A 21829-nucleotide genomic window follows, 5' to 3' on the forward strand; every position below is an offset into this window, starting at 1 on the left:
CAGTCTATCATAAAGATTCTTCTTAGATTATTGCAATAAATTCTATGGCTTTAATATTACCCTCCAAAATTATATTTTATTTATTTTTTACCTGTTTGAAGAGTAATATGTATTGTTTTTAATAATAAAATAAAAAGTCAGCATAAACATAAACTCCCTTTCAACAATATAGTTCATATTTATACTGACAAAAAAGTATAATAACTTCTATGTACATAATCTTATTTTATCTCTTCAATAGCCAATATTTGAGGTTCATTTTGTTGTATCTTAACATAAATTTCTGTTACAGTTATCTCCAATCTACTCATAATTGGATGCCTTTTACAAATAAAATGGTACTCCTTATCTCCATTTGTAATAACCGCAATCGGATAAAACTTCCATCCTATTACACCTTTAAGTGCATCATTTAATATTTCCATTTCTTCTAGACTAATTGTACTTTCAATCTTTAGTTCTTTGCTTTGTATATCCATGGTAATTCTCCTTGCTTCTAAACAAATTCAATATTATTTACATATAAATAACACCCATATTTCATTATATAGACTTAATTATATGAATCTGCAACTCTTCCTTTCTTCTATAGCTACATCTTACTCTAAATATCTGTATATTTGGTTAACAAGAAATTAATAAAAGATTAAAATTTTATTATAATTATGTAAATTAACACTTAAAAAAACTTAGATATACATTGAAGATTTTCTTAATAATTATTTACTTTTCTCTATATTTAATAATTTCTCTTTAATATCAAGTCCACCTCCATATCCTACAAGCTTACCATTAGTTCCAATTACTCTATGACATGGTATAAATATTGATATAGGATTTTTATTATTCGCATTTCCAACTGCTCTTACAGCTTTTTCATTATTTATAGCTACTGCTATATCCTTATAACTTCTTGTTTCTCCATAAGGAATTTTAGTCAGAGCATCCCATACACTCATTTGAAACTGAGTTCCCTCAGCCTTTAAAGGCAGTTCAAATTCTCTTCTTTCTCCTTTAAGATATTCATCTAGTTGTTTAAATGCCTCATATATTAATTCTGTTTCTTTCTTTATATAATCATCTTCTATATTATCTCTTATATATAATTTAGTTATATATCCATCTTCCTCGGCAATTTCTATATCACCAAGAATAGTTGAATATGTATAATAATATTTCATTAATATTTCTCTCCTTCCAATCCAATATAATTAATATATCAAAAAAATGCATATATAATTATAGTTTAATAAAATAATAAGTATCACTTTTTCATTCGTACTTATATTCTTCTAGCAAAAATTAAATATTAAATATATAATTAATTGACAATTAATGTTGTCTTTTGATAATTTTAATTGTAGATTACTAATTTAGTATAAGATACAAAGGAGATATTATGACTACTTTTAATGATTTAAACTTAGATTCAAATATAATAGAGGGATTAAAGAAACAAGGAATAACAAGACCCACAGCAATTCAAGCTGCTGCAATAGGTCCAGCCCTTGAAAATAAAGATATAATAGGTGAAGCTTTTACTGGAAGTGGTAAAACATTAGCTTATTTACTACCTATATTCCACAAAATAGATACATCAAAAAGAGAAATGCAGGCTATTATCTTAGCACCTACTCACGAACTTGCACTTCAAATTGAAGCACAAATTAAGCTTTTAGCAAAGAATTCAAGTACTCCTGTAACTTCACTTTCAGTAATTGGAGATGTAAATATCAATAATCAAATTAAAAAACTTAAAGAAATAAAACCTCATATAATTGTAGGTTCAACAGGTAGAATTTTAGATTTAATTAGAAAGAAAAAGATTACTGCCCATACAATTAAGACAATTGTTATTGATGAAGGTGATAATTTACTTGATCCAAAGAGATCTCAAATAACAAAAGATATTATAAAAACTACTATGAGAGATCGTCAGCTTATGGTATTTTCAGCTTCAATAAAGCCAGAAACATTACTTACAGCTGAAAGATTAATGAAAGAACCTGTCATAATAAAATCAGAAGAAAAACCTGAAATAAATCCAAATATTAAACATATGCTTTTTGTATGCGACAGAAGAGATAAATTTGAAACCTTAAGAAAAATAATTGTTGCAGAGAAACCTGAAAAGGCAATTGTATTTGTTAATAGTAATGAAGATATTGAGATGACTACTGCAAAATTAAACTTCCATAGTAAAGATTGTTTTGCTATGAGCGGTCATATTTCTAAAGAAGATAGAAAACTTGCTATTGAAAGCTTTAGAAAAGGTGATATTAAAATATTAGTTTCTTCAGATGTAACTGCAAGAGGATTGGATGTTGAAGGAGTTACTCATGTATTCCATCTTGATCTCCCATTAAAATTAAATGAATATCTTCACAGAGCAGGAAGAACTGCAAGAGGAAATAATAGTGGAGTTTCTATAGCTATTGCTACAGAAAAGCAACTTAATATAATTAAAAAGTATGAAAAAGAATTTAAAATTAAATTTGAAAACAAGAGAGTTTTTGGTGGAAAAATAGAAGATAAATCTAGTGAAAAATCATATTCAAATTCAAAAAAGCCTAAAAAGAAAATTAACTCTTACGGAAACAGAGAAGGAAAGTCTAAATTCTTTTAATGTATAAAAAAGACATCCCTTAATTGGGATGTTTTTTATGTACTAATTTAATTATCTTTTATCTAAGAAATCAACTACTTCTTTAATAACACCAATATTATTATTTACAGTAATATAATCGGCATACTTTTTTACTTTCTCTGATGCATTGTCTGGGCAAAATGATATTCCACATTCCTGTAACATTTCAGCATCATTTATATTGTCACCAGCTGCTATAACTTTCTTTTTATCCAATTTATATAAGTTAATTATCTCTCTTAACGCCTGTCCTTTTGATATGTTATCAGGTAAAATTTCTAAAAATCTATCTCCACTTCTAGTGACCTCTACATTATATTTATCTTTAAATATTAACTGAAGTTTATCCATAAATTCTATTTCCCCAACAAGGAGTACTTTATTCCATCTTAATTCAAATAAATTTTCAGGCATATCATAAATTATATTTAAAAAGCTTGTTGCTTGTCTTTCTGACATACCATTATCATTAAAAACATAAATATCTTTTCCACAATAAACTTCAATTCCAAGATTACTATAATCTTCAGTCAGCTTGCATATAACTTGTTTTTTATGATCTTCAAGAGTATGTTCTATTATTATTTTTCCATCTATACAATCATAAATCATTCCACCATTATATACTATTGATGGCAACTCCATTTTTAATCCATAAATATATTTTTCTATTGATTCAAAAGCTCTTCCTGTCGCAATAGCAAACTTTCCTCCACCTTCTATAAAACGTTCTATTGCTTCTCTATTTTGAGGTGATACTTCTTTTTTATCATTTAAAAGTGTACCATCTAAATCTGTGTAAATAACATAACCTTTATACTTGTCTCCCATTATTCTGTCCTCCATTAACTTTCTTTATACAACAATATATTATAACTTATTATAGTTTTATTATATATTACTATGAAAGCTGCTCCAACATTAGGTGCCTATATAAAAAGGCAGGAAGACTTCTTCCTGCCTAATAATTAATATTATGTGTAAATTTTATCAATTTTATATATATTATTTTCCTTTATTATTTCAACATAATTACTTTTATTTCTAATCCAATTATTATCACTTATTTTTCCATTACCTGCTATCCATTTATTACTTTCATCTGTAAATTGTATATCATATGATATTTTTGCAATAAATCTATTTTCTTTAATTTCCATAATTTTTATATTATTTATTTTGTATTCAGCAAAGGTTTCTACTTCTTTATTGTTCAAATTGTCATTTAAATCCATTCCAGCTATTGCAATTCTATTTTTATTTATATATTCTTCAAATAACTTTCTTCCAATAACCTCTTCTGAATTTTCACTTGAATTTGTTAACACAGCTTGATTATTTGGTTCTTCTTGTTCATTAATACTTATAGTATCAGCATATGCATTGACCAAATTAAATGAGGATTTTTCAATAAATAAATTAGAAATTAATAATAAACTTAAACTTGAGATTAAAATTAATACTTTCCTTTTTTTCATAATACCACCCTCTTCAGCTGCTATGATATTCATCGTAGCATTATATAAATAATATAAAAAGAAGAAGCTTCTTTTATTTATTTTACCACACTGAAATAATAATGTGTATATGAATTCTTACTAGTAAATTAATTCTTTTTATGTATTAATAATAATTTTATAAAATTTAAATAACTAATCTTCTTAAATGTCACTTTATGAATTAACTATATGTCCTCCATTCACATGTATAGTCTGGCCACTTATAAAACTTGCATTATCACTTGCCAAGAATACATACGCTCCTGCACATTCAACTGGCTGGCCAGCTCTTCCCATTGGAGTATCACTTCCAAATTTACTTACTTTAGTTTTATCAAAGCTTGATACTATAAGTGGAGTCCATATTGGCCCTGGTGCAACAGCATTTACTCTTATTCCTGTTTTCCCCTTACATAAAGCCATAGAAAGAGATCTTGTAAATACTTCAAGTGCCCCTTTAGTCATAGAGTAATCTATTAATGTTTCGTTCCCCTTAAATGCAACTATTGATGTTGTATTTATAATGCATCCCCCTCTTTTTAGATAATTCATTGCAGCTTTAGTCATATAAAAAGCCCCATAAACATTTATTTTAAAAGTCTTATCAAACTGTTCACTTTTAAGTTGTTTTATATCGGTACATTCATACTGTACTGCGGCATTGTTAACAAGTATATCTATTTTTCCATATTCACTTATTACTTTTTCTATTGCAGACTTACAGAACTCTTCATCACTTATATCCCCATATATTAAAGTACACTTTCTGCCTGTTTCATCAACTATTTTTTTTGTTTCTTCTGCATCCTTATGTTCATTATAATAAATAATTATTATATCTGCTCCTTGATTTGCATAAGCCACAGATACAGCTCTTCCTATTCCACTATCTCCCCCTGTAATTACTGCGACCTTATCTTTTAACATATCTCCTTTTTTATTGTATATAGGATCATTAAATATTGGTCTTGGATTCATTTCATATTCCATACCTGGCTGTACATTCTGCATTTGTTCTGGAAATGATATTGGAAAATTCATTTATAATTCCTCCTTTAGAAATTCATATTTAGATTTTTATATTATAAAAATATCTTCTCCAAATAATTATTAATTATTAGCATATGATTCCCTAGATAATCTAAAAAATAGCCATGGAAGAATAGTATTACTACTCATCCATAGCTAGTCATTTTCTATCTTTATTCTCTAATTTTTCTAAGCTGGCTATTTGTACTATAGGAACTCTATGACTTACTCCATCATCATCATTTACTATTGTATAACTTATGCTGCCCTTTATATTTACCCAATCATTTTCATTAAGTACTTTGGAGTTTTTATATTCTGCAAGTATCCCCATAACTCTAGAATCTGCTGCACAACAAGTTGTCTGTACACGTCCTACCATAAACATATTCTCACCTAAAAGACTATCTCTACATACAAATCCTTTGAATTCCATATTTTTGCCTATATAATTATCTAAATTCTTTCTCATATCTATAAGTATTTCTAAATTATCATCAGTTATGACTATATTTCCACCTTCAATATACTCACTAATTTCTTTTTTACTTAACTGAAATTCATGTTCATGACTCTCTTCAAAATTATTTATAATATTATCATAAAGTTCATTATGTCTGAATGACTGCTGAGCTTTAACTGATATAACACCTATTATTAAAGCTAGAATTATAGGCAAAACTTTATTAAAAACACTTCCATTTCCCTTTGGAGTAAAAATATTTGGTATTTGAAATATACTTAATATAAATAATAAAAAAATTGTCATGTACATATATTTAATCATCTTACTGCCTATATAGAAACTTATCTTATCAGTCTTAATCAAATAAATTATCCCAATATCTAGGCATACTAAAACAAGAAACCATATAAATTCCTCTAAATTAAATTTTCTCACTTTTTAAACTCACCTTCCTTATCAATTTGACCTTTAAGATATTATATTTATACTCCACATATCATAAACATACATGAAACAATAAATACTACTCCCAATGTTACAAAGCTGAGTTTAGATATAAATTCCTTTTTAAAAGCACCAGTAAGCATAATTAAATTCTTTAAATCAAGCATAGGGCCAATTAATAAAAATCCTACTACTCCACTGAATGAATATGTTTCAAGAAAGCTTTTCCCAACAAAAGCATCTGCTTCAGAGCATAAAGATAATGCAACCCCTAAGAACATCATAAATACTATGGCAAGTACCTTATTTTCAGTTATAAATGTAAATGCTATTTTTGATTCTGCAATTTGAAACATACTTGAAAGTGCCGCACCTAAAATCAAATATCTTGTTATATCCATAAATTCTCTATTTGTATTTTCAATCAAAGCAATAAACTTATTATCACTATCTACTATAGAATTGCATCCACATGAACAATAGTTATCATCACCAAGAAAACCCTTTGCTAAACATTCTTCATTTCCTTGAATTGCATTTACAATAATACCTATTATTATTGCACATGCAAATCCACCTATTGTTCTTATCAAAACCATAGACTGTTTATCATAAAAAGCATAATATGTTGACATTATTACTACGGGATTAACTATTGGTACACTGAGCATAAAAGTTATGCCTAAACCTACAGGAACCCCCTTCTTTATAAGTCTTCTTGTTATAGGAACTATTGCACATTCACATACTGGAAAAATAATACCTATAAGTGCCGCACCAATATATCCAACTACACTATTCTTAGGTATTATTTTTTCAATAAGTTCTTCTGAAATGAATAACTGTATTACAGCAGATACTATGGAACCTATAATTATAAAAGGAATAGAATCAAGAATAATGCTAGAAAATATTATTGAAAAGTCACCGACTTCCTTTACAACCATATCTAGTCCCATAGTATTACAAACATACATTAAATAAGCAACAATTCCCAATGCTAAAGTTGTAAAAATAGCACTACTACCCCTCATATGTTTCCCCTCTTTTCTTATATTTTTTTAGAATTCATCATTCTTACCTTAAGTTTTTTTAAATATCCATTATCTAATACTCTTGCTTCTTTTAATTTCGAGTTTAATGTGTATTTGTTATTTACCTTTAATATAAATGCCTTAGGATTCATGCTTTTTATTCTCTTTACTTCTTCTTCTATAATTTTTTCATTACAACATTCAGTATTATTAACAATAATCATATCAGCACTTCTTATAAATGGAATTATAAAATTTCCTATATTATTTATATATTCATTTAAGCTTTTTCCATCTGCAACAAAAAATATAGTAGATATTCTAACAAATTCTCGATACTTTTTATCTTTTAATATTTTGATGAGTTCATCCATATAAAAAGTTCCATTATATTCTATAATTATTCGATTAGGCTTATAACACGATATTTCATTCAAAATATCACGTTTCAAATCTTCAATATTTTTAAGCCTTAAGCATTTAACAGGGTAATTTTTATCATTACTTTCACATAATTGTATCTTTCCACTCTCAAGTTGAAATACTATTATCTTTTCACCTTCAACCTGGCTCTCCCTTAGCAATGAATTAATAAATGATGTTTTGCCTGCCCCTAAAAATCCTGTTACTATTTCAATATCAATCTTCATGCAATGCCCCCCATCAAAGACTAAAAATATCACTTATAAAAATAATTTTTCTAATTCTCTTCTATTTAAATTACTTCCTATTATGGATACAACCTTCTTATTAGACCATTTAATTTCTCTTGCTTTAAATTCATTGGGAACATAGTCAAATTGAAAATACACTCCACTTGGATCCTTCATAACACCCTTTACACGTATTATATTCCCATATTTCTTTTCATCGGATATATAAACAAACTTCTTTTTTAATTCTTCTAATTTCAGATCTTTTACCAAATCTATTGGATAACTTTCAAATATGTCATCTGCATAATGATTTACTTCTTTTTTAAGATGTGCAGTTTTATTGATCATACTTCCAAATTTGCCAAAGCTAATATTCTTTTTATTTACCTTTACACTATTACTTCCAAAAAAATTCTTATAATTTAATTGATCCCATGGCTTATATATTATTTCTGATTTCTTATTTATATTTCTTAATGACTCAACTGTCCCATTAATTTTCTTTTTATCACAATACTGTGTTCTGCTTATTACTATTTTATTTGCATTTTTTATCTGATTTTCATAAAATTCTTTAAAATTTTCTAAATACATATCATAGTTTTGTATATCTATTAAAGTAAATATATTTCGTATTTCAAGCATATGCTGAAATTTTATTCCTTCTAATATCCTTAATATCTCACTTAACTTAGCCACACCAGATGGCTCTATTATTATATTTTCAGGTTCATATTTCTTTATTACTTCCATAACTGCATCTCCAAAGTTACCTGAAACCTGACAGCATATACAACCTGAGTTTATTTCCTTAATATTTATATTTGCTTCTTTTAATATCTCACCATCAATTCCTACTTCTCCAAATTCATTTTCAATAATAACGGTATTTTTACTATATGCATTTTCCCTAAGCAATTTTTTTATAAGCATTGTTTTTCCAGCACCTAAAAATCCCGAAAAAATATCAACAACAGCTTTCATAAAATGCTCCTTTCTTTTTATTATGGTACTTTTATTTATACTATTCTTTTTATATTTATATGATTGATGCTTAAAAGAAAGTATTTTTCTTTATCCAATATATCTCGAATTAATCACCATATATTTACATAGATATATATTAGTTTTCTATTTTAATAATATTTATTTAAGGTGGTGTTAAATATGAAATTAAAGATGTCATTTGAGAATAGAGCAAAAAAAGCTTTGATAAATTCAATATGTACTCTTCTAGAAAATAACCCTGAAAAAAATATCCCAAAAATTTTTAAGCTTTCAAAAACTCTTGCTAAAGATTCTACTACACAGAAAATACTAGCTGATTTTGAAAAGTATTATGAGCAGATACCATCAGTTAAAACATATGTGGATAATTCACTAATGGGCATAAATCCCCAAATCAAAAGGACTATTTTTATGAATTTAATGAACAAAAATGCTTCTTCATCAGATAATGATGTAAAATACCTTCCTGTATCTGCTATATTAAATTCTAATAATACATGCAATTTAAGCTGCTTAAATTGTAATATATGTAATAACAAAAATAACCCATTAACTTATAATGATTTTGATAAAGTTATAAAAAATATTCACAAATTAGAAATTAATTCTGTAATTTTAATTGGTGGTGAACCCTTCTTACTAGATTTCATGCTAGATATATTTGAAAACAATAAAAATATTATATTTGTCCCTGTAACAAATGGAACACTATTTACCGAAAAAAATTCAACAAGATTACTTAAAAGTGGAAATGTAGTTCCAATAATTTCACTAGGAAATAATGAACTAAATGTAGATTCTAACTATGGAAATGGAACTTACAATAAAATTATAACTGGAATGCATCTCTTAAAATCAAAAGGAATTCCTTTTGGAACTTTAACCGCTGTAAATTCTAATAATCTATCAACAGTTATATCAGATGAATTTGTAGATTCATTAATTTTTAATGGTTCAAAATTTAGTATATATTCTAACTCTTTTTGTTCAAATGCCCCATTAAATTCTAACCTTACAAGCAAAGAACGAAATGCTCTAAATGAAAAAATTAATACTTTTAGAAATACTAAGCCTTATTTCTTTATAGATTTATTTAATGATGCTAAGTATTTCAGCCATTTACTTGATTCAGATGTTGCTGGCAAAAGTTCGTTTATATTTAGTAAAATGCCCTTTGAAACACTTCAATCTGAATCATTAGAAAAATTATTAAGCCACTCCCTTTATTAATTTTTAAATATAATAATACAAATAAACATGCTATTTATAACTTAGTAATTAAAATAGCCAAAAATAAACAGGCATATATTTTTAAGAATATACACCTGTTTATTTTAATCCAATATAACAACTATTCTACAAAAAATTATCAGCTACTTTACTTAATATATTTTCTTCTCTAGTTTTAATTTTATATTTATTCTCTAATAACAGACTCATTCCTACAACTAAAACTGATGTAATCTTAAAATATATTAATAGCATCCATAATATAACTATATATAAAATCCAAACTTTAAGGGGTGATTTTGTTTTAAAAAATATATATTTATTTATTATCATAAAAGAATCTTGTAATACAAAAAATATGATTATATACAATTCACAATTACATATTATCTTTAAATACATGTGATTTTGCACAAAAGCAACCTTGTTTAAAATAACAAAAAATATAACTAAGAATATATTTAAATAAACAACTCTTCGTGAACAAGCAATTAATCCACTATACTTCTTATATCCCAATATAATTCCAGCTTTAATACGTGCACTTTTATTTAATATTCTTAATTTTTTTCCTAATATTAAAGTCAATAGATAACACAATATTACAGTACCTACTGGAAGAACTGATATTGTAATATAAAATACAGTATAATTTATATATTTCAAATCACTAGGAACATATTGAAGATACTGACTACACTCTTCTAATAGGCTATATCCTGTTAAAAATGAAAAATTAATATCAAAAATTACAATTATTAAACATGCAATAATACTACAAAAAAATATATCATCATATATTCCTCTTCCCTTTTCTATAGCTATTCCAATTACTATTCCAAGAATCATACTCTGTGTCATCATAACAGCAGCAGATAAATTTCCTAATAGAAATATAGTTAATAATAAACTTGTTATACTTGCCAATACTGAATATTTTATATTACATTTGAGAAGAATTATTCCAATAAAAACGGGTACAACAAAATCTATATAGCCTAAATATCCAAGTCCAAATCCTATAAAAATTAAACTTGAAATAATAAAAATAGAAGAAAGAACTGCTGCTGTTGTTAATTCTTTTACATTCAAAAAATATCACCTCAATCGCATTCATGTTAAAATAAATAAAAAACTATTCATTTTATGATTTATAATAAAAATACTGTTGCCAATAAAGGAAACAGTATTTTTATGTATAACGAAAGATTATATCTACCAGATAAAAAGTTTTATTTAGTTCTAATATATTCTACAATACACTTATTAATTTTCTTTTGTTAAATAAAGATATAATAATTTTATAGTATTCTCAAATGCACTATAGTGAGTTCTTTCCATTCCATGAGATGCTGATACTCCTGGTCCTATAAGTGCTCCACGAATATCATTTCCTCCTCTTAATGCAGCACCTACATCTGAGCCATAAAATGGATAAATATCTACTGCATATTTTAACGAATTATCCTTTGCAAGTGTTACTAAATCAGTTACCATATTAAAATCATAAGGTCCGCCTGAATCCTTTGCACATATAGATACATCATATTCTGTACAGCTTAAATCATCACCTATACATCCCATATCAACACTTATCATTTCTGTTATATCAGATGGTATGTAAGAAGCTCCATGACCTACTTCTTCATATGTAGATATTAATATTTTAATTGTATATTCAGGAGTTATTTTCTTTCTATTAAATAATTCTAAAAGTCCCATTAAGCAAGACACACTTCCCTTATCATCAATAAACCTTGATTTAATAAATCCACTTTGGGTAATTGTAGTCTTTGGATCAATAAACACAAAATCTCCTGGACATATTCCTAAATTTAGAACATCTTCTTTATTCGATACTTCTTCATCTATTCTAATTTCCATATGTTCAGGATCTCTAGCCTTACTTTTAGCATCTTCAAAAACATGAGCTGCTGGACTTGTGCTTAAAAATGTTCCTGTATATATTCTTCCATCTCTTGTTCTTATTTTACAATATTCTCCATCTAAAGTTGGTACAATAGGTCCTCCTAATAAGGTAAACTTCAATTTCCCTTCACTTGTAATAGATCTTACCATACATCCTAGTGTATCAACGTGAGCTGATAATCCTATAACCTTATCATTCTTTTTTCCATTAATAGTAATTATTCCACAACCTTTATTAGTTGTTGTAAAAGCATATCCAAAGCTTTCTGCTATATCTTTTATCTTTTCCATAATATCAAAACAAAAACCTGTAGGGCTATTAAATTTTAATATTTCCTCTGCAGTTTTTAAAACATATTCTTTGCTAATTTCTAATTCCATAGCTTTCTCCCTGCTTTCCTAAAAACTTAGTTTACAAATATAAAAATATATCTATATAAGTTCATAATAATACATATTTTTTTATTAATCCAGTTAAATTTTTATACAACAAAAGAGTTAATACAGTGCTGAAAGCTTGTATCAACTCTTTTTTTTACTTATTTATTAATATGGAGAGTAGAAGAAATGTGTTGCTCTATCAGTTATAGCTGTATCACCATATACATTTCTTAAATGAAGAACTTTATTATCAAATCTATCTGCCTGATTATCACATACATATGCATATCCATTACTTGCCCATCCCATAAATATGTATACATGAGTGTATCCATTTGTGAATACTATGTCTCCAGGTTTTAATTGTGATAAATCATATGATTTTACAAATCCTCTTGCTTCAAGTTTATTTTCTAAATCATAAGTGTTACATGTTCCAAGTGGTAAATCTACACCAACTCTTCTTAATGCTTCTGATGTAAAGAACACACAATTGTTACTTGTATCTCCACCATGAAGATCAATTGCTCTATAATGAACACTTACTCTATTGTTAGTATCAGTCATATATTTATATAATCTAAATTGTGTATCTGAATGAGTATTTGCTCTTGATACCGTTTGTCCATTTGAATCTACATAAGTATTGTTGTCAACCCATCCACTAACCATTAATGATCCATCACTTAAGAATTTATAATTTTTCCCATCTATATTTCTTACTTGATTACAAACAATTTCACCAGTCCAAGGGTCACAATAATATTGTTTTCCATTTACAGTAATCCACCCAAACTGCATTTCTCCACTACTTGCAAAATATACTCTTTTACCATCTACAACTTGTATTCCTGTAAGCATTGCCCCATCGGAACCTAAATAATACTTATTATTATTTATTGTTTGTAAACCTGTAAGCATTACTCCATCTTTATTGAAATAATACCATTTTCCATCAATAGATTGCCATGAACTTTTTACTTTTCCTTTGTCTTTATCATGATAGGAGCTAGTACCATCTTCGCCCTTCTCCCAACCTTCACGAACATATCCTTCATCAGTAAATTCATATTGCTTGCCATCTATCGTTTGTGGACCAGTTACCTTACGTCCCCATCTATCAAAATAGTACCATTTACCTTTTATATAATACCAGCCTTCATCTAATCTAAATCTATTTCCTAGAATATCGCAGTAAGAATAGCCTTTTGCTTTAATCTTCTCTTCTACTTCTTTACCAATTTCATCAAAATTATTATCACCTAAGTCCAAATATGTTAACTTAGGTAATTCAGCTAACTCATTTGGTATATTTCCTTTTAATCTACAATAATTTAAATTTAAAGACTGTAGATTATGAAGTAAACTTATTTCTTCTGGAAACTTTTCTTCTATTCTTTTATAGTGTAGATCAATTTCTGTAATTTTATTAAAATCATCTACTGTAAGTTCTTTTACTTTTTTATTTAACTGCTTGGCAACTTCTTGCGTTAACCAGTTATTAGTTATTTTAACATCTGAATCCTTAGTCTGCATAGCTTCATTAACTTTGGATTCCTCATATTTAACTTCATCATTACTTTTATTTTCAACTTGATCTTTATTTTTATCTTTAATTTCACCCTCATTTTGGTCTTCAACTACATTAACTACTGAAGTCGAAGAATTAGTGCTTTTAACTTCCTCAGCATGTGCACCATATGTAATACCATTAGCGCATAGAGCAACTACTACCATAGCTAATAATTTCACTTTTTTTTGACCCATCATATCATCCTCCTAATTTCAAACATTTCAATTATACCATTTTTTATTTTACATCTCAATTTTTTCATGATACTTTCACAGAAAAAAACTGTAATATGCTTATATTAAACATAATTACAGTTTTTTTATTGTTTTTATAAAAATAATACAAATAAAGTTCTATTTATTTATAATTTCTTTAATTTTCTCAACAAGAATACCCATCTCTTCGTTAGTTCCAATAGTAATTCTCAAATAATCTTCTACTTTTTCTTTACCAAAATACCTTACTAAAACACCTTTTTCTTTTAATTGATTATAGATATAATCACCTTTTAACTCATTATGCTTTACAAATATAAAATTTGATTTTGACTCTAATACTTCAAATCCTAATTCTTTTATCTTAACAATATATTTCTCTCTAGTTTCTATAATTAATTTAGTTATTTTTTTGAAATATTCATCATCTTCAATTGCAGCTTTTGCACCAGCTAATGCTAATCTATCAATTGTATATGAATTCATACTATTTTTTATTCTATTCAAACCTTCTATAAGTTCTTTATTTCCTATAGCAAAACCAACTCTAAGCCCTGCTAATGCACGTGATTTCGAAAAAGTCTGTACTACTAATAGATTAGAATATTTCTTAGTATACGGAACCATTGATTCTCCTCCAAAATCGATATATGCCTCATCTATAATGACAACAGAATCTTCATTTGCTTTAACCAGTTTTTCAAGTTCAAATGTATCTATATATTTACCTGTAGGTGCGTTAGGATTTGGTAAAATAACTCCTCCATTTTTCTTTTTAAGTTCATCTAATGGTATATTAAATTCATCATCTAACTTTACCATTTTATAATCTAATTCAAATAATTCTGCATAAACTTTATAAAAAGTATAGCTTATATCTGGAAATAAAACTGTTCTTCCTTTTTCAAAATATGTCATAAATATAAAAGCTAATATTTCATCAGAACCATTCCCTATAAATACTTCATCATTATCAATATCATAATATTCTGCAATTTTACTTTTCAAATCACTACATGTTGGGTCTGGATAAAGCTTCAAATCACCATTTGCAGTTTTCTTTATTGCTTCAATTACCTTTTCTGATGGTGGATAAGGATTTTCATTGGTATTAAGCTTTATGTATTTTTTATCCTTTGGCTGCTCACCTGGTACATATGGCTCTATAGCTTTAACATTTTCATTCCAATATTTACTCATTTTTATGCCCCCATTTAAAAATTTTCAGTTAATAGTTAACAAGTAACAGTGAACAGTTTAAGGTAAAAAGCTTAAGCTTTTCATTATATTATTACTTTGATTTTGCTGTGCAAAGTCACTGTATAATATTAAGATTTTACGAAAATAAAATCTTCCTCAACTGCTCACTGTTAACTGAGTTAATTTCTCATATTATTATTACTTATAAGTTAAATTTATTTTTCTTTATACAATCTATTTATTGCACTCATCATTGATTTAACTGAAGCTCTTGTTATATTACTATCAACACCAACTCCAAATGACTTATTTCCATTATCTTGTCTTTCCATGTATACATATGATGCTGCTTTTGCTTCTGAACCAGTACTCATTGCATGCTCAGTATAGTCAATTATTTTAACATTTATAAGACTGCTTGCAGCAAGTGCTTTCTTAAATGAATCTATAGGACCATTACCTATTCCTGAAATATTTTTTTCTTGTCCATTATAAATTATTGCAATATCTGCTTTAGTATCCTCTTCTCCTGATTTATCTGAAATATCAGAAAAAGTAGCTTTAACTAATTTAAATGGTTCTTGTAAATCAAGATATTCCTTTGTGAAAGCTTCCATAACTTGAACTGGTGATACTTCACCTATTGATTCTGAAATCTTTTGTATTACATCTGCAAATTCCTTCTGCATTGTCTTTGGAAGTTTAAATCCATAACAATGATCCATTACAAATGCAACTCCTCCTTTTCCTGATTGAGAATTAATCCTTACTAATGCTTCGTATTCTCTTCCAATATCACTTGGATCTATAGGCAAATATGGTACCTGCCATATATTTCCGTGTCTTTCATTGTATTTTTTCATTCCTTTATTTATGGCATCTTGATGGGAACCTGAAAATGCTGTAAACACCAAATTTCCTGCATAAGGATGCCTTACGTGAACAGGAATCTTTACACATCTTTCATACACTTCAATTATTTCATTTATATTTTCAAGATTTAATTTTGGATTAACACCATGGGTAAACATATTGTAAGCAATATTTAATATATCAACATTACCTGTTCTTTCACCATTACCAAACAAAGTTCCTTCAATTCTATCTGCTCCCGCAAGTAATGCCAATTCACTATCAGCTACTCCTGTTCCTCTATCATTATGTGGATGTACACTTAAAATAACTCTTTCTCTGTCTTTAAAGTTTTTACTCATCCATTCAATCTGGTCTGCAAATACATTAGGCGTATCCATTTCTACTGTTGCAGGAAGGTTAATTATAACCTTTTTATCTTTAGAAGCCCCCCATGCATCTAACACTCCTTCACACACTTCTAATGCATATTCAACTTCTGTTCCTGTAAAACTTTCTGGAGAATATTCAAGTAATACTTCCCCCTCAAACTCCTTGCAATATTCCCTAACTAATTTTGTTCCTTCTACAGCTATATTCTTAATTTCTTCTTTAGTCATATTAAATACAACATCTCTTTGTAATACTGATGTTGAATTATATATATGAACAATTACCTTTTTAAGTCCCTTTAAACTTTCAAAAGTTTTTTTAATTAAATGTGGCCTTGCTTGAGTCAGAACTTGTACTACAACATCATCTGGAATACGATTTTCATCTATCAATTTCCTTAAGAAATCATATTCAATCTGAGATGCTGATGGAAAACCTATTTCTATTTCCTTAAAACCAAGCTTCACTAATAAATTAAAAAATTCCACTTTTTCATCAACTGTCATTGGATTTATAAGTGCCTGATTCCCATCTCTCAAATCAACACTGCACCATATTGGTGCTTTACTTATTTCATTATTTGGCCATGTTCTATCCTTTAATTTAATAGTATCAAATCTTTTATATTTTTTATAATTTAACATTTATATGCCCCCCAAAATATATCTATTATAAAATTAATTTCATATATACTTAGTTAACCTTCACAGATATAGTCCCTCTACTATACCTCTTAACTTCATAATAAATATAATTTTTTTATCTACTTTCTTATTAACCCCACCTTATTTCACCTCTTCAACTTTTCGAATATTATAAGTATTCTACCACACCGTTAATTATCTGTAAATAATTTGATTTATTTCTTGATATTTCATCAACAAAACTTTACTTTTTTTATTTTTATGTCATTATCAACTCTATTTTAGTTCCACTTTTTTACCATTTTGAATATAATAAATTAAACTTATATATATGAGGTGTAGTTATGCTTTATTTATCACCAATACTACTATGCATATTATTAAACTTATTACTTATTCAAGTTATTTCTTCACTAAACATGCAGAAAATCTCATTAAATAAGTCAAGCATAATTTTAACCAGTACTCTTTTCTCATTAGTAGCTTTTATTTCAATGGAGCTAGGCAAGTTTATAAATTTATATCTACTAAAATCATATAGTTCTATGTTTGGAGGTATTTTACTATTATTCATAGGTATTAATTATTTAATTGAACATAAAAAAATAATTGAATATGCAGATGGTTATGATACTTCATTCTACTACGAAACATTTTCTAAATACAGAAAATACTTTTTCACTCCAAATATTATAGATTTTAATAACTCTAAGTGTATTGAAATAAATGAATCAATATATATATCCATCCCTCTATCTTTATGTACATTCTTAATATTTTTTGCAGCTGGAATTAATTTAGATAATATTCCTGCTACTTTATTTACTTTATTTACATCTACAACTATTATTCTATGCACTAATTTCTTAAAAAAATTATACGTTTTAAATACTTTTTTTAAGAAATATTGTTTTCTTATGGTCAGTATAGTTTTAATATTTTATGGTTTTCTTAAAATCCTAATCTAATACTTTTATGTCTGATAATTTTAATAAATATAAAAAGAAAATATTTAATTCATTTTAATTTTGAATTAAATATTTTCTTTTTATATTATGTTAATTGTTCAAGTAAATCATATGCTTTATCAAAATCAATATGTTTAGACTGTGCTATTTCATCTGCTAATATTCTTTTTGCAGTCCTAAGCATTGTCTTCTCCATATAATTCAAATCATGCTTCTTCTTCATTTGTGTAAGATTATATATTAGTTCAAGATAATCTTCAACAGTACCAGATTTAATTTTTAAAGTATAAAATTCATTTCTTTCTTTATAATTAATCTTAGATAATTCTTCTGTCTTATTAACATATTCAGTTGCATGATCTAATTTGTAATCTAAATAACTTGGATCACTTATAAGTCTCATATGTGATTTTTCAACTCTGCTGAATGGTAATAAAACCTGCATCTTATTGTTTGTCAAATAAATTCTATAATATTTTTCAAGCTTTCCTCTGAATTCTTTTTCTTCAATATACTCAATAATTCCAACTCCTTGATTTGGATATACAACTTTATCTCCTTCCTTAAATTGAAGCATGACTTATAAACCTCCTTAAACATAATAATTATCTAATTTTATATTAACCAATTAATCAAAATTCATACGTTTACTTAAGAGTATTAGTCTATTTTTAAAATTTTATACATTTAAAGGATTATCATTCTTAATTTTTTTAACTTTTTACTTTCCTATATATTTAAGAATGAATAAATTTATGTGAAATCGTCAATATTTACAATAAGATTATAGTTATTCATTTTAGGAGGTATATGATGAAAAAAAAATTTATATTATTTTTTATATTTTTAATAATTAGCTTTTTCTCTGCTTTATTATCTTTTAAAATTATATATTCAGATCAATATTCAAAAATACAAAATACATCAGCCTCATCTTGCGAAAATAACGCTTCAAATTCAATTATAAAAGATTCCACAACTGATACTAAATGTTTTACTTCTGGTGGTAATGTTATAATTACTATACCTGAATACCTCTATAATATGCAGTGTAAAGAGTATATTGTGCAAAAAGGAGAAACTCTTAATTCAATAGCAAAGAACTATGTTTCTACATGCCCTACAAATTGTTCAGTAAAATTAATAAAAGAAGCCAGCAAAATTAATAATGCTGACTCCATATCTGCTGGTACTAAAATATATATACCAGAAACTATATTGAAAAATGGATATATTCATGTAGTACAATCTGGAGATACTTGGAGTAAATTGTGTAGAGATTATTATCCTATTTATGATATAACCTCCATGACCAATCTTCTTATTTTCATAAATGACTTGCCTAATAATTCTCTTTCAATAGGTGATGAAATATATTTACCTAATATCAATATCTAACCTAAATAAAATATTATATTAATTGCTTTCATCTACTATTTTAATGTGCTTTAACCTAAAAATTCTGATGCGTGTATCTATTTTTATAAAAATACATTAAACATTTATTTTTCTTCATAACATATTATAGGTACACCTGATTCAATTTCTTCATAAATAGTTTTAGCTAAATATTGTGGAGTATTTACACATCCATGAGTACCATTGCTCTTATAAATATTTCCTCCAAAGCTGTTCCTCCAGCTTGCATCATGAATGCCTATATTTCCATTAAAAGGCATCCAGTACTTTACATCAGAACTATATCCAAACCCCTTTAAAGTTGCATTTTTTTGTTTATAATTTAATGGATATATACCAAGAGCAGTAGCATTCCCCCTATTTATATTACCTGTAACTATATCTCCTTGAGTTATTAGCTTTCCTTTCTTATAAAACCACAAATGTTGTTTTGTAATATTTACTTCAACATAAGTATTCCCTATATCATTTTTATCTCTACTCATTGCCTTCTGACTATAAACTGGTTCCTTAATTATGTTTTGCCCTTTTTTTATATTTTCTATCAAATCATTAGTTTCTTCTATAGCATTTATCTTCCATCCATAACTTCCATCTTTTATCTTTATCCTTTTTCCCGTAGATGTATTAAATTCTCTCTCTATTCCTACAGTGTTATATTTTTGGCATAAGTTATTTATATATTCTCTAATACTATCCATATTAAATTCAACATCTAAATCATCATTTAAACTAATCCATTTATCTATTAATTGCCCATCTACACTTTCAGTCTGTTCTCCAAAATCATATACAATCTTAGCTGAAACATATTTATCTAAGATTATTTTAGTTTCTTGTACTTTTTTCGAGTCAGCTGTATATTTAGGATTTTCATAACAGTTTTGTTTATCTAAGTCTAACTTTTTATTTCCATTATTGATAAATTTCTTTATTGCTTTAGTTGTTAAATCAGCATTAACTTTATTACCATATACTTCATCAGTAACTTCATATTCTAAACCATTATAATGAAATGATGGATTAATTGGTCCTATAATATTAGGTCCATTTATACATGTAAGATTATTAATTATATTTAAAAGTTTATCTTCATCATATTCAAATAAATCTTCTTCTATGTTATTTCCTATAAAAATACTTATAATCCATAAAAAATTATTTTGTTTTTTATGGATTTCTTTTAACTCTTCACTTTTGCCTGTATATTTTAAGTTTATATCCTTTCCACTTATACTCTCCTGCATTCCATTACGCTCATTTAACTGCAACTCATAATTACCAATTTCTTTTGCAATTTTTAATTTAGCTTCATCTATATTATTAAGTGAAACATCAATGCCATTAATCTGTGTATTTATTAAATAATGATTACTAAAAAATATAACTCCAATAAAATATATAATAACTATTATAGATGTAATCATAATTTTTTTATTTGTATATATAATATCCAACTTTTTCATCACATAAATGTATCCTTTCTTAATATAGGTGCTTGTTATATTAGACTATATTAATATTTATGCTTTTAAGTTGATATTTAAAACAAACTGTAACCTTTTCTTTTCCTAATTATTTAACAAAATAGCTAATCTTTATCAATTATAATTTACTTATACTACCTATCAGTAGTATAATTACTTATACGAATTAAATCACAAAGGAGAATCATAATGAGCGGTAAAGAACATATGACTATTGGCACTACTGCTACTATAGGAATAGCTATAGGTTTAATTGCTCTTGGTAATATGTCCATAAATATTAACCTGTTTGTTTTAGTTGCAGGAGGAGTAATCGGTTCATACATGCCTGATATTGATAGCCACAAATCAAAAGCTGCCCAAATATTTAATAAGTTGCTTATGTTCATAATAATAATGTATTCCATATTTTATTGTTTTGGAATAAAGTTAAATCATGAATATATTTTGCTTATCCATAGATTTATCAAATTAAACACTAATGGTCTTATTCTATTTAGCATTCTAACAATTCTAGGCAAATTATCGCCTCATAGAATGTTTACACATAAATGGTTAGGCACGCTACTATTCTGTTATAGTGTATATTTGATGAATAATACATATCTAACTCTTGGTTTTTCAATGGGATATATATTACACATTGTTGCTGATAGGATTACACGAAATGGTAAATACCTAAAATTTTTTCAATTTAAATTACCTTTAAAAAATTCAAAAAATAATTTTTGTATAAGTTGGTAAAACAAAAGACA

21 protein-coding genes are annotated in these 21829 nt (G+C 26.7%); 4 read left to right on the top strand and 17 right to left on the bottom strand.

Going from position 1 to position 21829, the window contains the following annotated elements:
- Positions 1-221: 221 nt before the first annotated feature.
- Positions 222-479: a hypothetical protein gene (locus HF850_RS06975; RefSeq protein WP_169104746.1), complete on the bottom strand. Its 258-nt coding sequence runs from the start codon at positions 477-479 to the stop codon at positions 222-224.
- Between the two features lie 240 nt (positions 480-719).
- Positions 720-1181, bottom strand: a complete 462-nt coding sequence (locus HF850_RS06980) for a methylated-DNA--[protein]-cysteine S-methyltransferase (protein ID WP_169104747.1) — start codon at positions 1179-1181, stop codon at positions 720-722.
- Positions 1182-1396: 215 nt separating this feature from the next.
- On the opposite strand from HF850_RS06980, the gene HF850_RS06985 reads away from it, so the two are divergent.
- The gene (locus HF850_RS06985; protein WP_169104785.1) at positions 1397-2626 is read left to right on the top strand and encodes a DEAD/DEAH box helicase; all 1230 of its coding nucleotides are present in this window, start codon (positions 1397-1399) and stop codon (positions 2624-2626) included.
- A gap of 51 nt (positions 2627-2677) precedes the next feature.
- On the opposite strand, the gene HF850_RS06990 is transcribed toward HF850_RS06985, so the two are convergent.
- The 7 genes from HF850_RS06990 to HF850_RS07020 all read right to left on the bottom strand — a co-directional run bounded on the left by HF850_RS06990 (position 2678) and on the right by HF850_RS07020 (position 8759).
- On the bottom strand, positions 2678-3478 hold the full coding sequence (locus tag HF850_RS06990; protein ID WP_169104748.1) for a Cof-type HAD-IIB family hydrolase: 801 nt from the start codon (positions 3476-3478) through the stop codon (positions 2678-2680).
- 143 nt (positions 3479-3621) lie between these two features.
- Positions 3622-4125, bottom strand: coding sequence for a hypothetical protein (locus tag HF850_RS06995; RefSeq protein WP_169104749.1), 504 nt, complete (start codon positions 4123-4125; stop codon positions 3622-3624).
- Between the two features lie 195 nt (positions 4126-4320).
- Positions 4321-5187, bottom strand: coding sequence for an SDR family oxidoreductase (locus HF850_RS07000; protein WP_169104750.1), 867 nt, complete (start codon positions 5185-5187; stop codon positions 4321-4323).
- Between the two features lie 148 nt (positions 5188-5335).
- Positions 5336-6076, bottom strand: coding sequence for a TIGR03943 family protein (locus HF850_RS07005; RefSeq protein ID WP_169104751.1), 741 nt, complete (start codon positions 6074-6076; stop codon positions 5336-5338).
- Between the two features lie 47 nt (positions 6077-6123).
- Positions 6124-7119 carry a permease gene (locus HF850_RS07010; protein ID WP_169104752.1) on the bottom strand — a complete coding sequence of 332 codons (996 nt, stop codon included), beginning with the start codon at positions 7117-7119 and terminating at the stop codon, positions 6124-6126.
- A gap of 17 nt (positions 7120-7136) precedes the next feature.
- The gene (locus tag HF850_RS07015) at positions 7137-7769 is read right to left on the bottom strand and encodes a GTP-binding protein (protein WP_169104753.1); all 633 of its coding nucleotides are present in this window, start codon (positions 7767-7769) and stop codon (positions 7137-7139) included.
- A gap of 33 nt (positions 7770-7802) precedes the next feature.
- Complete coding sequence (locus HF850_RS07020) at positions 7803-8759, bottom strand: GTP-binding protein (protein WP_169104754.1); 957 nt, start codon at positions 8757-8759, stop codon at positions 7803-7805.
- 183 nt (positions 8760-8942) lie between these two features.
- On the opposite strand from HF850_RS07020, the gene HF850_RS07025 reads away from it, so the two are divergent.
- Positions 8943-10013 carry a radical SAM protein gene (locus HF850_RS07025; protein ID WP_169104755.1) on the top strand — a complete coding sequence of 357 codons (1071 nt, stop codon included), beginning with the start codon at positions 8943-8945 and terminating at the stop codon, positions 10011-10013.
- Positions 10014-10139: 126 nt separating this feature from the next.
- Here the strand turns inward: HF850_RS07025 and HF850_RS07030 are convergent, their stop codons facing one another.
- The 7 genes from HF850_RS07030 to HF850_RS07060 form a co-directional block, all read right to left on the bottom strand.
- Positions 10140-11105, bottom strand: coding sequence for a DUF2232 domain-containing protein (locus HF850_RS07030; RefSeq protein WP_169104756.1), 966 nt, complete (start codon positions 11103-11105; stop codon positions 10140-10142).
- Positions 11106-11279: 174 nt separating this feature from the next.
- Complete coding sequence (locus tag HF850_RS07035) at positions 11280-12323, bottom strand: M42 family metallopeptidase (protein WP_169104757.1); 1044 nt, start codon at positions 12321-12323, stop codon at positions 11280-11282.
- Between the two features lie 165 nt (positions 12324-12488).
- Positions 12489-14093, bottom strand: a complete 1605-nt coding sequence (locus tag HF850_RS07040; RefSeq protein WP_243159430.1) for a leucine-rich repeat domain-containing protein — start codon at positions 14091-14093, stop codon at positions 12489-12491.
- 156 nt (positions 14094-14249) lie between these two features.
- On the bottom strand, positions 14250-15311 hold the full coding sequence (gene hisC, locus HF850_RS07045; protein ID WP_169104758.1) for a histidinol-phosphate transaminase: 1062 nt from the start codon (positions 15309-15311) through the stop codon (positions 14250-14252).
- Positions 15312-15526: 215 nt separating this feature from the next.
- Entirely contained in the window at positions 15527-17200 is a 1674-nt protein-coding gene (gene leuA, locus HF850_RS07050; protein ID WP_169104759.1) for a 2-isopropylmalate synthase, read from the bottom strand.
- A 643-nt stretch (positions 17201-17843) separates the two neighbouring features.
- The gene (locus HF850_RS07055; protein WP_169104760.1) at positions 17844-18059 is read right to left on the bottom strand and encodes a hypothetical protein; all 216 of its coding nucleotides are present in this window, start codon (positions 18057-18059) and stop codon (positions 17844-17846) included.
- A 194-nt stretch (positions 18060-18253) separates the two neighbouring features.
- Positions 18254-18745: a CarD family transcriptional regulator gene (locus tag HF850_RS07060; RefSeq protein WP_169104761.1), complete on the bottom strand. Its 492-nt coding sequence runs from the start codon at positions 18743-18745 to the stop codon at positions 18254-18256.
- 236 nt (positions 18746-18981) lie between these two features.
- On the opposite strand from HF850_RS07060, the gene HF850_RS07065 reads away from it, so the two are divergent.
- On the top strand, positions 18982-19566 hold the full coding sequence (locus tag HF850_RS07065) for a LysM domain-containing protein (RefSeq protein WP_169104762.1): 585 nt from the start codon (positions 18982-18984) through the stop codon (positions 19564-19566).
- A 104-nt stretch (positions 19567-19670) separates the two neighbouring features.
- Here HF850_RS07065 and HF850_RS07070 read toward each other — a convergent pair whose 3' ends face one another.
- On the bottom strand, positions 19671-21014 hold the full coding sequence (locus HF850_RS07070; RefSeq protein ID WP_243159431.1) for a L,D-transpeptidase family protein: 1344 nt from the start codon (positions 21012-21014) through the stop codon (positions 19671-19673).
- Positions 21015-21263: 249 nt separating this feature from the next.
- On the opposite strand from HF850_RS07070, the gene HF850_RS07075 reads away from it, so the two are divergent.
- The gene (locus HF850_RS07075) at positions 21264-21818 is read left to right on the top strand and encodes a metal-dependent hydrolase (RefSeq protein WP_169104763.1); all 555 of its coding nucleotides are present in this window, start codon (positions 21264-21266) and stop codon (positions 21816-21818) included.
- The last annotated feature ends 11 nt before the right edge of the window (positions 21819-21829 follow it).

The sequence above is a fragment of the Clostridium sp. SM-530-WT-3G genome (assembly GCF_012843905.1).
Taxonomy (GTDB): domain Bacteria; phylum Bacillota; class Clostridia; order Clostridiales; family Clostridiaceae; genus Clostridium.